The sequence below is a fragment of the Burkholderia cepacia ATCC 25416 genome (assembly GCF_001411495.1).
GTDB lineage: Bacteria > Pseudomonadota > Gammaproteobacteria > Burkholderiales > Burkholderiaceae > Burkholderia > Burkholderia cepacia.
In genome coordinates this window covers 367749-381807 of the sequence record NZ_CP012981.1, presented here as the reverse complement: position 1 = coordinate 381807, position 14059 = coordinate 367749, and the positions used below count along the sequence as shown (strand labels likewise).

At 67.7% G+C, this 14059-nt stretch carries 15 protein-coding genes; 9 read left to right on the top strand and 6 right to left on the bottom strand.

The features are described from left to right. Positions 1–93: 93 nt before the first annotated feature. Positions 94–2979, bottom strand: a complete 2886-nt coding sequence (gene uvrA / locus APZ15_RS01760) for an excinuclease ABC subunit UvrA (RefSeq protein WP_027789111.1) — start codon at positions 2977–2979, stop codon at positions 94–96. A 264-nt stretch (positions 2980–3243) separates the two neighbouring features. On the opposite strand from uvrA, the gene APZ15_RS01755 reads away from it, so the two are divergent. From APZ15_RS01755 to APZ15_RS01735, 5 genes are all read left to right on the top strand, one after another. Then, entirely contained in the window at positions 3244–4431 is a 1188-nt protein-coding gene (locus tag APZ15_RS01755) for an MFS transporter (protein WP_027789112.1), read from the top strand. A gap of 101 nt (positions 4432–4532) precedes the next feature. Continuing rightward, on the top strand, positions 4533–5090 hold the full coding sequence (locus APZ15_RS01750) for a single-stranded DNA-binding protein (protein ID WP_021162583.1): 558 nt from the start codon (positions 4533–4535) through the stop codon (positions 5088–5090). Between the two features lie 120 nt (positions 5091–5210). Next, positions 5211–5759, top strand: a complete 549-nt coding sequence (gene mug, locus APZ15_RS01745) for a G/U mismatch-specific DNA glycosylase (protein WP_034195851.1) — start codon at positions 5211–5213, stop codon at positions 5757–5759. Further along, positions 5746–6369 (top strand): DNA-3-methyladenine glycosylase, encoded by a 624-nt coding sequence (locus APZ15_RS01740; protein WP_027789113.1) that lies wholly within the window; start codon positions 5746–5748, stop codon positions 6367–6369. The genes mug and APZ15_RS01740 overlap by 14 nt, the downstream gene beginning before the upstream one ends. Before the next feature lie 101 nt (positions 6370–6470). Continuing rightward, positions 6471–7235, top strand: a complete 765-nt coding sequence (locus tag APZ15_RS01735) for a ParA family protein (RefSeq protein WP_027789114.1) — start codon at positions 6471–6473, stop codon at positions 7233–7235. A 34-nt stretch (positions 7236–7269) separates the two neighbouring features. Here APZ15_RS01735 and APZ15_RS40645 read toward each other — a convergent pair whose 3' ends face one another. After that, on the bottom strand, positions 7270–7455 hold the full coding sequence (locus APZ15_RS40645) for a hypothetical protein (RefSeq protein WP_138143289.1): 186 nt from the start codon (positions 7453–7455) through the stop codon (positions 7270–7272). A gap of 285 nt (positions 7456–7740) precedes the next feature. Here APZ15_RS40645 and phaP point away from each other — a divergent pair, with 285 nt between their 5' ends. The 4 genes from phaP (at position 7741) to APZ15_RS01715 (ending at position 11073) form a co-directional block, all read left to right on the top strand. Next, entirely contained in the window at positions 7741–8325 is a 585-nt protein-coding gene (gene phaP, locus APZ15_RS01730; RefSeq protein ID WP_027789115.1) for a TIGR01841 family phasin, read from the top strand. A 291-nt stretch (positions 8326–8616) separates the two neighbouring features. Then, entirely contained in the window at positions 8617–9798 is a 1182-nt protein-coding gene (locus tag APZ15_RS01725; RefSeq protein ID WP_027789116.1) for an acetyl-CoA C-acetyltransferase, read from the top strand. Positions 9799–10014: 216 nt separating this feature from the next. Continuing rightward, entirely contained in the window at positions 10015–10758 is a 744-nt protein-coding gene (phbB, locus tag APZ15_RS01720) for an acetoacetyl-CoA reductase (protein WP_027789117.1), read from the top strand. Positions 10759–10866: 108 nt separating this feature from the next. After that, positions 10867–11073: a hypothetical protein gene (locus tag APZ15_RS01715; RefSeq protein ID WP_027789118.1), complete on the top strand. Its 207-nt coding sequence runs from the start codon at positions 10867–10869 to the stop codon at positions 11071–11073. Positions 11074–11172: 99 nt separating this feature from the next. Here the strand turns inward: APZ15_RS01715 and APZ15_RS01710 are convergent, their stop codons facing one another. Genes APZ15_RS01710 through APZ15_RS01695 form a run of 4 tightly spaced genes read right to left on the bottom strand, consistent with a single transcriptional unit; the run spans position 11173 to position 14042 of the window. Then, a complete protein-coding gene (locus APZ15_RS01710; RefSeq protein ID WP_049096912.1) occupies positions 11173–11520 on the bottom strand; it encodes a hypothetical protein in 348 nt (115 codons plus the stop codon). After that, a complete protein-coding gene (locus APZ15_RS01705; protein ID WP_027789120.1) occupies positions 11504–12007 on the bottom strand; it encodes a hotdog family protein in 504 nt (167 codons plus the stop codon). Before APZ15_RS01705 ends, APZ15_RS01710 begins: the two co-directional genes overlap by 17 nt. Beyond that, entirely contained in the window at positions 12007–12822 is an 816-nt protein-coding gene (locus APZ15_RS01700; protein ID WP_027789121.1) for a beta-ketoacyl synthase chain length factor, read from the bottom strand. The genes APZ15_RS01705 and APZ15_RS01700 overlap by 1 nt, the downstream gene beginning before the upstream one ends. Before the next feature lie 8 nt (positions 12823–12830). After that, positions 12831–14042 (bottom strand): beta-ketoacyl-[acyl-carrier-protein] synthase family protein, encoded by a 1212-nt coding sequence (locus APZ15_RS01695; RefSeq protein ID WP_027789122.1) that lies wholly within the window; start codon positions 14040–14042, stop codon positions 12831–12833. Positions 14043–14059 lie beyond the last annotated feature (17 nt).

Here is a 14059-nt window from a genome sequence, read left to right as displayed (position 1 = left end):
AGAAGGGAAAACGAGAGGAGGCCGGTTGCGCGGTGCGCGCAGGCGCGCGCGGCCGGGCGGCCGCGCGCGGGAGGGACAGGGCGGCGCGAAGTGTCAGCCCGCCGCGACCTTGCGGGTCGGGCGCTTGAGCAGCGGCGCGAGGTACTTGCCGGTAAAGCTCGCTTTCGTCTTCGCGACTTGCTCGGGCGTGCCCTGCGCGATGATCTGGCCGCCGCCGGCGCCGCCTTCGGGGCCGAGGTCGATCACCCAGTCGGCCGTCTTGATCACGTCGAGGTTGTGCTCGATGATCACGACCGTGTTGCCCTGGTCGCGCAGCCGGTGGATCACTTCCAGCAGCAGCGCGATGTCGTGGAAGTGCAGGCCGGTGGTCGGCTCGTCGAGGATGTACAGCGTGCGGCCGGTGTCGCGCTTGGAGAGTTCGAGCGACAGCTTCACGCGCTGCGCCTCGCCGCCCGACAGCGTCGTGGCCGACTGGCCGAGGCGGATGTAGCCGAGGCCGACGTCGAGCAGCGTCTTCAGCTTGCGCGCAATGACCGGCACCGCATTGAAGAACGCATACGCGTGCTCGACGGTCATGTCGAGCACTTCGCTGATGTTCTTGCCCTTGTACTGCACTTCGAGCGTTTCGCGGTTGTAGCGCTTGCCGTGGCACACGTCGCACGGCACGTAGACGTCCGGCAGGAAGTGCATCTCGACCTTCAGCACGCCGTCGCCCTGGCACGACTCGCAGCGGCCGCCCTTCACGTTGAACGAGAAGCGGCCCGGATCGTAGCCGCGTTCCTTCGAGGTCGGCACACCCGAGAACAGCTCGCGGATCGGCGTGAACAGGCCCGTATAGGTGGCCGGGTTCGAGCGCGGCGTGCGGCCGATCGGCGACTGGTCGACGTTGATCACCTTGTCGAAGTGCTCGAGGCCCTCGATCGCCTCGTGCGGCGCCGGTTCGGCCGACGAGCCGTACAGGTGGCGCGCGACCGCGTGATACAGCGTGTCGTTGATCAGCGTCGACTTGCCGGAGCCCGACACGCCGGTGATGCAGGTCAGCAGGCCGACCGGCAGCTCGAGATCGACGTGCTTCAGGTTGTTGCCGTGCGCGTCGACGATGCGCAGCATCCGCTCGGGATCGGGCGCGAGCCGCTCGTCCGGGTACTCGATCGTGCGCTTGCCGACCAGGTACTGGCCGGTGAGCGACTGCGGGTTCGACTGCACCTGCTTCGGCGTGCCTTCGGCCACGATCACGCCGCCGTGCTCGCCGGCGCCCGGGCCCATGTCGACGACGTAGTCGGCCGTGCGGATCATGTCCTCGTCGTGCTCGACGACGATCACCGAGTTGCCGAGGTCGCGCAGGTGCTTGAGCGTCGCGATCAGGCGGTCGTTGTCGCGCTGGTGCAGGCCGATCGACGGCTCGTCGAGCACGTACATCACGCCCGTCAGGCCCGAGCCGATCTGCGACGCGAGCCGGATGCGCTGCGCCTCGCCGCCCGACAGGGTCTCGGCGCTGCGCTCGAGCGACAGGTAGTCGAGGCCGACGTTGTTCAGGAACGTCAGGCGCGCGACGATTTCCTTGATCACCTTGTCGGCGATCTCGCGTTTCGCGCCTTCGAGCGTCAGCCCGTCGAAATAGCCGAGCGCGTCGCGCAGCGGCCAGCCGCTGATTTCATAGATGCCGCGCGCGTGGTCGCCGGTGCCGATGCGCACGTGGCGCGCCTCGCGGCGCAGGCGCGTGCCTTCGCACGACGGGCACGGCTGGTTGTTCTGGTACTTCGACAGCTCTTCGCGCACCGCGACCGAATCGGTCTCGCGGTAGCGGCGCTCGAGGTTCGGGATGATCCCTTCGAACACGTGCTCGCGGATCGTCGTGCGGCCGCGCTCGTTGATGTACGAGAACGGGATCGTCTGCTTGCCCGAGCCGAACAGCAGCACCTTCCGGATCTTTTCCGGCAGGTCCTCGAACGCGGCGTCGATGTCGAATTCGTAGAAGGCCGCGAGACTCTGCAGCATCTGGAAGTAGAACTGGTTGCGGCGGTCCCAGCCCTTCACGGCACCGGCCGCGAGCGACAGCGACGGGTGCGCGACGACCCGCTTCGGGTCGAAGAACGTGATCTGGCCGAGGCCGTCGCATTCCGGGCACGCGCCCATCGGGTTGTTGAACGAGAACAGGCGCGGCTCGAGCTCCTGCAGCGAGTACGAGCAGATCGGGCACGCGAACTTCGAGCTGAACAGGTGCTCGTGGTCGGTATCCATTTCCAGCGCGATCGCGCGGCCGTCGGCGAGGCGCAGCGCCGTCTCGAACGATTCGGCGAGGCGCTGCTTCATGTCCGGCCGCACCTTGAGACGATCGACGACGACGTCGATCGTGTGCTTGTCGTTCTTCTTCAGCTTCGGCAGCGACTCGACCTCGTAGATCTTCGCGACGCCTTCGTTCGCGGCGCCGCCGCCCGAGCGCACGCGAAAGCGCACGAAACCCTGCGCCTGCATGTCCTCGAACAGCTCCGCGTGCTCGCCCTTGCGGTTCGCGATGACGGGCGCGAGGATCATCAGCTTGGTGTCCTCGGGCAGCGCGAGCGCCGCGTCGACCATCTGCGACACGCTCTGCGCTTCCAGCGGGATGTCGTGATCGGGGCAGTACGGCGTACCGACACGTGCGTACAAAAGTCGCAGGTAGTCGTGGATTTCCGTGACCGTGCCGACGGTCGAACGCGGGTTGTGGGACGTCGCCTTCTGCTCGATCGAGATCGCGGGCGACAGACCCTCGATCAGGTCGACGTCGGGTTTCTCCATCAGCTGCAGGAACTGGCGGGCATACGCGGACAGGCTTTCGACGTAGCGGCGCTGGCCCTCGGCATAAAGGGTGTCGAACGCGAGCGACGACTTGCCCGACCCGGACAACCCGGTAATCACGATCAGCTTGTGGCGCGGCAGGTCGAGATTGACGTTTTTCAGGTTGTGGGTACGTGCCCCACGGATACGGATCTGTTCCATGAACCTGGCGAAAATGGAGGGAACCAAACCTGCTACTATAACGGCTTTTCGAGGCCGTCGTTTGGGGCCCCCGGCCTTGGCCGCAGGTGGCAGCAAGGCGGCGCCTGCGCCGGGAAAGCGGCCGCGCCGCGCGGTTCCGGGTGGCCCGCGGGCTGCCTGAGTCCTGCCCCGACGTGTCGCCCGCCAAGCCTCCCGGGCCGCTGGTCCTGATCTTCCGCCGCCCGGTGTCGGGCGGTCATCCCGATCATTCGAAATACATTCCCGATGTCCAATCCGTCTGCCACGTCTTCCCGCATGACTGCGCCCGAATTGCGCGCGACCACGTCGCTCGCGGCGATCTTCGCGCTGCGCATGCTCGGCCTGTTCATGATCATGCCGGTGTTCTCGGTCTACGCGAAAACCATCCCGGGCGGCGACAACGTGCTGCTCGTCGGCATCGCGCTCGGGGCCTACGGCGTCACGCAGTCGCTGTTCTACATCTTCTACGGCTGGGCGTCGGACAAGTTCGGCCGCAAGCCGGTGATCGCCACGGGCCTCGTGATCTTCGCGATCGGCAGCTTCGTCGCCGCGTTCGCGCACGACATCACGTGGATCATCGTCGGCCGCGTGATCCAGGGGATGGGCGCGGTCTCGTCCGCGGTGCTCGCGTTCATCGCCGACCTGACCTCCGAGCAGAACCGCACGAAGGCGATGGCGATGGTCGGCGGCTCGATCGGCGTGTCGTTCGCGGTCGCGATCGTCGGTGCGCCGATCGTGTTCCACTGGGTCGGGATGAGCGGGCTGTTCACGATCGTCGGCGTACTGTCGATCCTCGCGATCGGCGTCGTGCTGTGGATCGTGCCCGACGCGGCGAAGCCCGTGCACGTGCCCGCGCCGTTCGCCGAGGTGCTGCACAACGTCGAACTGCTGCGCCTCAACTTCGGCGTGCTGGTGCTGCACGCGACGCAGACGGCGCTGTTCCTCGTCGTGCCGCGCCTGCTCGTCGACGGCGGCCTGCCGGTCGCCGCGCACTGGAAGGTTTACCTGCCGGTGATGGGGCTCGCGTTCGTGATGATGGTTCCGGCGATCATCGTCGCGGAAAAACGGGGCAAGATGAAGCCGGTGCTGCTCGGCGGCATTCTGGCTATCCTGATCGGTCAATTGCTGCTGGGCAGCGCGCCGCATACCATCCTGATTGTGGCGGCGATTCTGTTCATCTACTTTCTCGGTTTCAACATCCTGGAAGCGTCGCAGCCGTCGCTCGTGTCGAAGCTCGCGCCCGGTTCGCGCAAGGGTGCGGCCACGGGTGTCTACAACACCACGCAGTCGATCGGGCTCGCGCTCGGCGGCATCGTGGGCGGCTGGCTGCTGAAGCACGGGGGCGCCAACACGGTGTTCTACACGTGCTCGGGGCTCGTTGCCGCGTGGCTTATAATCGCGGCCAGCATGAAAGCGCCGCCGCGCAAGGCCTGAACTTACTTCGGGCAGGCACCGGCGGCGTTCGCCGGCTTGCCCGGCGGGCCGCACCGGCAGCGTGAGCGGGCGGCCCGGCATCGAATTTACTGGAGAAACACATGGCATCCGTCAACAAGGTCATCCTCGTCGGCAATCTCGGCGCCGATCCTGAAGTCCGTTACCTGCCGAGCGGCGACGCGGTTGCGAACATCCGTCTCGCGACGACCGACCGCTACAAGGACAAGGCAAGCGGCGATTTCAAGGAAATGACCGAGTGGCATCGCGTCGCGTTCTTCGGCCGTCTGGCGGAAATCGTCAGCGAATACCTGAAGAAGGGTTCGTCGGTCTATATCGAAGGCCGCATCCGCACGCGCAAGTGGCAGGGCCAGGACGGCCAGGATCGTTACTCGACCGAAATCGTCGCCGACCAGATGCAGATGCTCGGCGGCCGCGGCGGTGCGGGCGGCGGCGGTGGCGGTGGTGACGAAGGCGGTTACGGCGGCGGCTACGGTGGTGGTGGCGGCGGTGGTCGCGGCGAACAGATGGAACGCGGCGGTGGCGGCGGCGGTCGTGCCGGCGGCGCGGCGCGTGGCGGTGCTGGCGGCGGCGCGCAAAGCCGTCCGAGCGCACCGGCAGGCGGCGGCTTCGACGAAATGGACGACGATATCCCGTTCTGATCGACACGCCGGTATCCCGCATCACGATGGGCCCGAATCTCCGAGTCAAGCCGATTGCTTGGCTCGGGTCTTCGGGCCTTCTTTCGTTTACGTCGATGTTCCTTGCGCGCCAGGCAAATCGTGGCTGACGAACCTCCCGACCTCATCGCGGAGCATCTCGACGTGCTGTTCTGCGGGATCAACCCCGGCCTGACCGTGGCCGAGACCGGGCATCACTTCGCCGGGAGGAGCAACCGCTTCTGGCGCGTGATCCATCTCGCGGGCTTCACGCCGGCGGAAATTTCGCCGCAGGACGATCGCGCGATACTCGGCCATGGCTGCGGCCTGACGGCGGTGGTGAAGCGGCCGACAGCAAGTGCCGATCAGCTTTCGCGCGCGGAATTCATGGCCGCGGCCGCGGGGTTCGAGCAAAAGGTGGCGCGTTATCGGCCGCGCTTCGTTGCCTTTCTCGGCAAGGCGGCGTACTCGGCGCTTTCCGGCCAGCGTGAGGTCGGGTGGGGATTGCAGCCGGCCCGCATGCAGGGGGCAAGTGTCTGGGTGCTGCCCAATCCCAGCGGGAGAAATCTCGCGTTCGGCCTCGACGATCTGGTCGATGCCTACCGTCAACTGCGTCTGCACGCGAAGGCCGGTTCCGGTCTTCAACCGGAGAGGCGGGATGCGGCGCGGTGAACCCGCGCCTGCGTGGCCGGGCGCCGTGCTGCCCCGCGCGTTCTTCGACCGCGTGGCCACCGACGTCGCGCCGCAACTGCTCAACAAGATCCTCGCGGCCGCGGACGGCCGGGCAGGGCGGATCGTCGAAGTGGAAGCCTATGCCGGTGCGATCGACCCGGCCGCGCATACCTATCGCGGCAAGACGCCGCGCAACGCGACGATGTTCGGGCCGCCGGGGCACCTGTACGTCTATTTCACCTACGGCATGCACTGGTGCTGCAACTGCGTGTGCGGCCCGGACGGCACGGGAACGGGCGTGCTGATCCGTGCGCTCGAGCCGGTGCACGGGATCGAACGGATGCGCGCGGCCCGGCCGCCGCAGACGCGCGATCGTGATCTGTGCCGCGGGCCGGCGCGGCTGACGCAGGCGATGGGCATCGGCGGTGCGCAGGATGGCGTCGATCTCGTCGCTGCGCGCGAAGGGTTCGCGATCGTCGACGACGGCACGCCGCCGCCCGCGAACCTGGCGGGCGGGCCGCGCATCGGCATTCGCGTCGGCATGGACTTCCCGTGGCGGTGGTGCGTGCCCGGCAGCCGGTACGTGTCGGGGGCGCTGCCGCGCACCTGATGCGTGCCGTATACAAATCGCACGCAATTCGACCTGCGTCACGCGGTCGCCATTATTGACCGGCTAAGCTGCTCTTTTCGACGTTCGATCGAGGGGGCACCATGCGGCGGGTCGTATTCAACCAGAAGGGCGGCGTGGGCAAGTCGACGATCGTCTGCAACCTGGCGGCGATCAGCGCGAGCGAGGGGCTGCGCACGCTCGTCATCGACCTCGACGCACAGGCGAACTCCACGCGCTACCTGCTCGGCGACGCCGCGGCCGACGCGCAGCCGGGTGTCGCCGATTTCTTCGAAACCGCGCTGACCTTCAACTTCCGTCCGGTCGACGTCGCGTCGTTCGTCCATCCGACCCCGTTCGAAGGGCTCGACGTGATGCCCGCGCATCCGGATCTCGACACGCTGCACGGCAAGCTCGAATCGCGTTACAAGATCTACAAGCTGCGCGACGCGCTGAACGAGCTCGATGCCTACGACGCCGTGTACATCGACACGCCGCCCGCGCTGAATTTCTATACGCGCTCGGCGCTGATCGCGGTCGAGCGCTGCCTGATCCCGTTCGACTGCGACGATTTTTCACGTCGTGCGCTGTACACGCTGCTCGAGAACGTGAAGGAGATCCAGCAGGACCACAACGCGGCGCTCGAGGTGGAAGGGATCGTGATCAACCAGTTCCAGCCGCGAGCGAGCCTGCCGCAGCGGCTCGTCGACGAACTCGTCGAAGAAGGGCTGCCGGTGCTCGCGTCGAGGCTGTCGGCCTCGGTGAAGATCCGCGAGTCGCATCAACAGTCCAGGCCGGTGATCCATCTGGAGCCCGGGCACAAGCTCGCGCAGGAGTTCCTCGCGCTGCATCGCGAACTGGCCGGCTGATCTTCCCTGCCTGCCTGACCAGCACGCGGCCGCATCATGCGGCCGTTTTTTTATTGCGACCCGCAATTCGTCCGATCATTGATTTTGTCATTAATAATCCCGAAAACGATTTCATAATAAATCCGCAAAAAACGATTACATAAGCGACTGCTCCATTTTCAATGTGCGTCGGTTTTCTAATAAACGGAATAATGAATTGGTAAATGTTGCGCGACGTCATGATCGGCTATCCTGTAAAAAGGTAGAAATGCATTGCGGGACAGAGTGAAGCGCCGTCTCGTCTGCGATGTCGGCGCATCACGGGTTCCAGCGGTCGCCCGGAATTAAGATAAGGGTTTACACCTAGTATTAATGCCATTTAATTGACAATTAATCGATCTAGAATGGGCTCCTTCAACTTCCCGTACTCAAACAAGTGACGGGTTGTCAATAAGGAAGTCTGCTGTCGAACCGGCTTCCGATTTTCTTTACGTCGTCTCTCGCATTGCCAACAGGAGCGTGCCCGATGTCCGTATTTGCCCCCGAAAAACTCAACGCCGATTATCAGTCCGGTATCGCCGCGTGGTTTGCGATCGCCCGTCCGGCTATCCAAGGTTTCGAGGCTGTCGTCGAACTCAACCTGCAAGCGGCCCGGACGGCGCTCGAGGAATACGAAGACAAGCTGAAGAACGCGTTCAACAGCAGCAATCCGGCCGTGGGCTTCGCGCAGCAGATCGCGGTGCCGCAGGAAGCGGCCGGCAAGGCCGTGTCCTACGGCCGCCACCTGTTCGACATCGCGGTGTCGACGCAGTCCGAATGGGCAAAGGTCGCGCAAGCCCAATACGAACAGAACGACAAGCGCCTGAAGGACGTGCTGGGCGAGCTGTCGAAGCACGCGCCGGCCGGCTCGGCGCCGGTGGTGGCCGCGCTGAACTCGGCGCTGTCCGCGGCGACCGCCGCGGCCGACTCCGTACGCGCAGCGACGGGGCAGGCGATCGAAGCCGCCCAGAGCGGCTTCGACGCCGTCACCGAAACGGCAACGCGTGGTGCGAAGCAAACGGCCGCCGCCGCGCGCAAGGACGCCGCGGCCGCCCGCGAATCGGCTGCGTGATCGCTTAGCCGCGCAAGCATGTGTCGCGCACGGGCGCGACACGATTGATCGGCGCCGGATGGTGCCGGACGCCGCGTGTGCCGCGCGGTGCCCGGCTCACGTCCGGTTTGCCGCAACGCGCCGGTGCCCGGCGAGCCGTGCGGGTGTGCCGCCCGTGCGAACGGGGGCGGTTCGCCGTACGGAGGCATGCGACCGCTACCGCGCCGGATGGCACGGGGAGCGCGTTCGCCGGCCGAGACCGGCTCGCACCGGCGTCGGAACGACGAACTGATTTCAATGCAGGAACTGGACATGACGGACGTAGTGATCGTATCGGCCGCGCGGACCGCGGTCGGCAAATTCGGCGGTTCGCTTGCGAAGATTGCAGCACCCGAACTGGGCGCGGCGGTGATCCGCGCAGTGCTGGAGCGCGCGGGCGTGAAGCCCGAGCAGGTGAGCGAAGTGATCATGGGCCAGGTGCTGACGGCCGGCTCGGGCCAGAACCCGGCGCGGCAGTCGCTGATCAAGGCCGGGCTGCCGACGGCCGTGCCGGGGATGACGATCAACAAGGTGTGCGGCTCGGGCCTGAAGGCCGTGATGCTGGCAGCAAACGCGATCGTCGCGGGCGACGCGGACATCGTGATCGCGGGCGGCCAGGAGAACATGAGCGCGTCGCCGCACGTGCTGCCGGGCTCGCGTGACGGCTTCCGGATGGGCGATGCGAAGCTGGTCGACACGATGATCGTCGACGGCCTGTGGGATGTGTACAACCAGTACCACATGGGCATCACGGCGGAGAACGTCGCGAAGGAATACGGGATCACGCGCGAAGAGCAGGACGCATTCGCGGCGCTGTCGCAGAACAAGGCGGAAGCCGCGCAGAAGGCCGGCCGCTTCGACGACGAGATCGTGCCGGTGTCGATCCCGCAACGCAAGGGCGAGCCGCTGCAGTTCGCGACCGACGAGTTCGTGCGTCACGGCGTGACGGCGGAGTCGCTGGCCGGGCTGAAGCCGGCGTTCTCGAAGGACGGCTCGGTGACGGCGGCGAACGCGTCGGGGCTGAACGACGGCGCGGCGGCGGTGCTGGTGATGTCGGCGCAGAAGGCGGCGGCGCTGGGTCTGACGCCGCTGGCGAAGATCAAGGCCTACGCGAACGCGGGCGTCGATCCGAGCGTGATGGGGATGGGCCCGGTGCCGGCATCGCGCCGGTGCCTGGAGCGCGCGGGCTGGACGCCGGGCGACCTGGACCTGATGGAGATCAACGAGGCGTTCGCGGCGCAGGCGCTGGCGGTGCACCAGCAGATGGGCTGGGACACGTCGAAGGTGAACGTGAACGGCGGGGCGATTGCGATCGGTCACCCGATCGGCGCGTCGGGCTGCCGGATCCTGGTGACGCTGCTGCACGAGATGGCCAAGCGCGACGCGAAGCGCGGGCTGGCGTCGCTGTGCATCGGCGGCGGGATGGGCGTCGCGCTCGCGGTCGAGCGCGCCTGAGCGGGGCCTGACGATTCGTCCCGCTGCGGCGCCGGTGAGCGCCGCACGCGGGTGAAGCGGTTTTCGCGCACGACAAGTGGCCAATAACAAGCGCGAGGTGCCGGTGCGTGCCGTGCCCGCGACGCGGGCGGCTGCGCATCGAAGCGGTGGGGCGGCAGCATGTGCGATGCCGTCGCCCCGCTTTCATCGATTACTTTTTTGTCGGTAATTTACAGGATGACTAAGCGAATTGCAGTTGTGACTGGTGGAATGGGCGGCCTCGGCGAAGCGGTCAGCATCAGGTTGAACGACGCGGGCCACCGGGTAGTCGTCACGTATTCGCCGAGCAACACCGGCGCGGACCGCTGGCTGACCGAGATGCATGCGGCCGGCCGCGAGTTCCTCGCGTATCCGGTGGACGTGGCCGACCACGATTCGTGCCAGCAATGCATCGAGAAGATCGCCCGGGACGTCGGCCCGGTCGACATTCTCGTGAACAACGCGGGCATCACGCGCGACATGACGCTGCGCAAGCTCGACAAGGTCAACTGGGACGCGGTGATCCGCACGAACCTCGATTCCGTGTTCAACATGACGAAGCCGGTCTGCGAAAGCATGGTCGAGCGCGGCTGGGGCCGTATCGTCAACATCTCGTCGGTGAACGGCTCGAAGGGTTCGGTCGGCCAGACCAACTACGCGGCCGCGAAGGCCGGCATGCACGGCTTCACGAAATCGCTCGCGCTCGAGATCGCGCGCAAGGGCGTGACGGTGAACACCGTGTCGCCGGGCTACCTCGCGACGAAGATGGTCACGGCGATCCCGCAGGACATCCTCGACTCGAAGATCCTCCCGCAGATTCCGGCGGGCCGGCTCGGCAAGCCCGAGGAAGTCGCGGCGCTGGTCGCTTACCTGTGCTCGGAGGAGGCCGGCTTCGTGACGGGCTCCAACATCGCGATCAACGGCGGCCAGCACATGCACTGACGCACGGCGGCCCGGACGGCGTGCATGCACGTGCCGGGCCGTGTTCCGCTGGTTCCAGTGCCGCAGCGGCGCAGGTGTGCCGGTGCGGCCCCGCATTCCGGAGAAGGCATGAGCGACACCTGGATGGGACTCGCGATCGGCGGCGCGGCACTGGCCGTCGCGCTGGCGATGGCGATCTCGCTCTTCTGGCTCGAGCGGCGCCGCGCGCGGCTGCTGCGGAACTTCGATCATCGCGATTGCTGGCTCGTCGCTTACGGCAAGTGTTTCGCGCGCGTGCGGGCCAGGCCGGCACGCCGCATGCGCGGCGCGCGTTGACGGCAGCGGCATGGCGGCAGTCACGCGTCACCGTCGACGCGCGGCCACGCATCGCGCGCATGCCGCGAGGCGGTGCGCGCGATGTCCGTCGTCAATCGCTCAATCGCTCTTTTCGCTCTTTCCACCCGACTCGCCGGAGCCGTTCTTGTGGAAGATCCGCTTCGTCGTGCGCTTGGTGGCATCCCAGCCTTCGCGCGACGCATGCGCGACGCCGTGCCCGACCGCCTTCGCCGCACTCGCGGTCGCGTGGCCGAAGCTGCGGGCCGCCTCGCCGGTCTTGTGCGCGGCTTCCTTCGAATCGCGCTTGATGTCCTGCTTCACTTCCGACATGTCCGCGTGCGCGATCGGGCTGATCAGCGCCAGAACGAGCGCGGTACCAATGAACTGACGAACTTTCACGACCTGGTTTCCTTCCGTTGAACAAGCCTCTTCAGCGAGGATTCGCATCGCCGGCGGGCGCCGGGCGAAACACGCCGGCCGCCGATGCGTCGAGCATCACCGCGGCGCGGCCGGACAGCAGCACGCGCTCGCCGCAGCGCAGCGCGAAGCCGTACAGCACCGAGCGGGCGTCGCCGCTCACGCGTTCCGCTTCGACGACGAGCGGCTGCGCGAACGTGTCGAGCCGCTCGACGAACGCGTCGACGTTGCGCACGCTCGCCAGATAACCGACGCGCGGGCGCGCTTCGTGCGCACCGAGCAACGCGCCGTGCACGGCCATCGCCTGCGCCGCGTATTCGATCCCGCAGACGGACGCGAGCCGGCCGTGCGCGCGCAGCGGGTTGTGCGGATCGCGGTGGCTCGTCGCGGTGCAGCGGATGCGGGCGGCATCCCACGCATCGACCGTATCGAGCACGCACATCGCGCCGTCGTGCGGAATGTGCGCGGCGATCCACGCGTGGTCGAGCGGCGGCGCGAGCGGGATCGTCGCGGTCATCACGCACGCTCCGCGAACGTATCCGGCATCGCGACGTCGACCTGCACGCGTGTATCGGCCAGGTAGTCGAGCACGACGCGTGTCGAACGCCGCGCGGCGAGCGCCTCGAGCAGCGGCAGCACGCGCGCGGCCGGATTGCCGGCGCGCAGCGCGTCGAGCCCGGCGTGCGCGAGCGTCGCGGCGGGGGTGTCGGTGAGTTGCACGTCGATGCGGGCGAGCGCGTGTTCGCTTGCTTCCGGCGCGAGCACGAGCGCGACGCCGAACGCATCGTCGATCGGCCGCACCGCGCGCAGCGGTTCCGGATAGTCGGTGTCGTACGCGATCAGCAGCGTCGGCACGCGATCGACGACGACCTGGCACAGGCTCTCGAGCAGCCCGGCGGCAAAGCTGCCGTCGTGCGCGCACAGCACGTTCGACGTCGCCATCGCGCGGGTCGCGATGCTCCAGTAGCCGGCCGGCGCGTTGTGCACGGAGTTGTGGAAGCGGGTCGGCGACAACTGGCGATCGTCGCCGGCGAGGGTTTCGCAGATCGCGTGGCAGTTCTGGCCGTCGCCGCCCGATGCGCTGAACACGGTCGCGAGCGTCGCGGCGTCGCGTGCGCTCGCGGCCACCGCTTCGTGGCCGACCGCGAGCGCCGTGCGCACGACGGGGCCCGTGCGGCGCCGCTCGGCCGACGGCAGGCCGGCCGGCGGCGGCAGCTCGGTGCGGGCGGGCGCATACGGCGCGCGGCCCGCGAGCACGTCGGCCGCGTGCGGCCAGCCGCTCAATCCCGGGCCGACGAGGCCGATGCTTTCGATGAAGGCGGTCAGTGTCATGGCGGGCCTCAACGGCGTACGTGGTCGGCGCGGCCGAGGATCAGGCTGCAATTCGTGCCGCCGAAGCCGAACGAATTGGAGAGGACGGCGCGCACGCGCGCATCGCGGCTCGCGAGCACGTAGTCGGCGACGAGTGTCGGGTCGGGCTGCGTCGTGTTGACGCCGGCCGGCACGAACTGTTCGCGCAGCGCGAGCGCGGCGACGACCGCCTCGAGCGCGCCCGCCGCGCCGAGCGTATGGCCGGTCGCGCCCTTCGTCGAGCTGCACGGCGTGCCGGCGAACAGCGCGCCGATCGCGCGGCTTTCGGCCGCGTCGTTGCTCGGCGTCGCGGTGCCGTGCAGGTTCACGTAGTCGATGTCGTTCGCGCCGAGGCCGGCGGATGCAAGCGCCTGCTCGATGGCGACGCGCGCGCCGAGCCCGTCCGGATGCGGCGACGACATGTGATGCGCGTCGCTCGATTCGCCGATGCCGAGCAGCAGGATCGCATCGGCGTCGAGCGGGGCGGGCGGGTCGGGCACGCGTTCGACGAGCGCGAACGCGGCGGCCTCGCCGATCGAGATGCCGTCGCGCGCGACGTCGAACGGACGGCACGGCCGGCGCGACAGCAGTTCGAGCGAATTGAAGCCGTACAGCGTCGTCAGGCACAGCGAATCGACGCCGCCGACGACGGCCGCATCGATCAATCCCGCCTCGATCATGCGGCGCGCGGAGCCGAACACTTTCGCGCCGGACGAGCATGCGGACGAGATCGCCATCGCCGGCCCGCGCAGCGCGAAAAACGCGCGCACGAACGCGGCCGGCGAATACGGGTTGTGCGTGTGGGCGTAGCGGAAGTCGGCGGGCAGTGCGCCGCTCGCCGGGTCGCGGCGCTGGTATGCGTGCTCGGTCTCGAGGATGCCGGCCGTGCTCGTGCCGACGAACACGCCGACGCGCGCCGCGCCATGGCGCGCGACGGCCGCCGCGACGCGTACGTCGAAGTCGTCCTGCATGAGGCCGAGCTGCGCGAGGCGGTTGTTGCGGCACTCGAAGTCGGCGAGGTCGGCGCGCACGGGCTGCGCGTCGACGCCGTCCACCGCGCCGATCCACGTGTCGAGATCCGCACGCTCGAAGTCGCAGGGCGTGAGCCCGCCGCGCGCGTGGCGCAGTGCATCGAGGGTCGCGTCGAGGCCGCGGCCGATGCAGCTGGTGGCGGTGAAGTGCGAGAGCAGGAGAGGTTTCACGAGGGTCGCATCCGGTG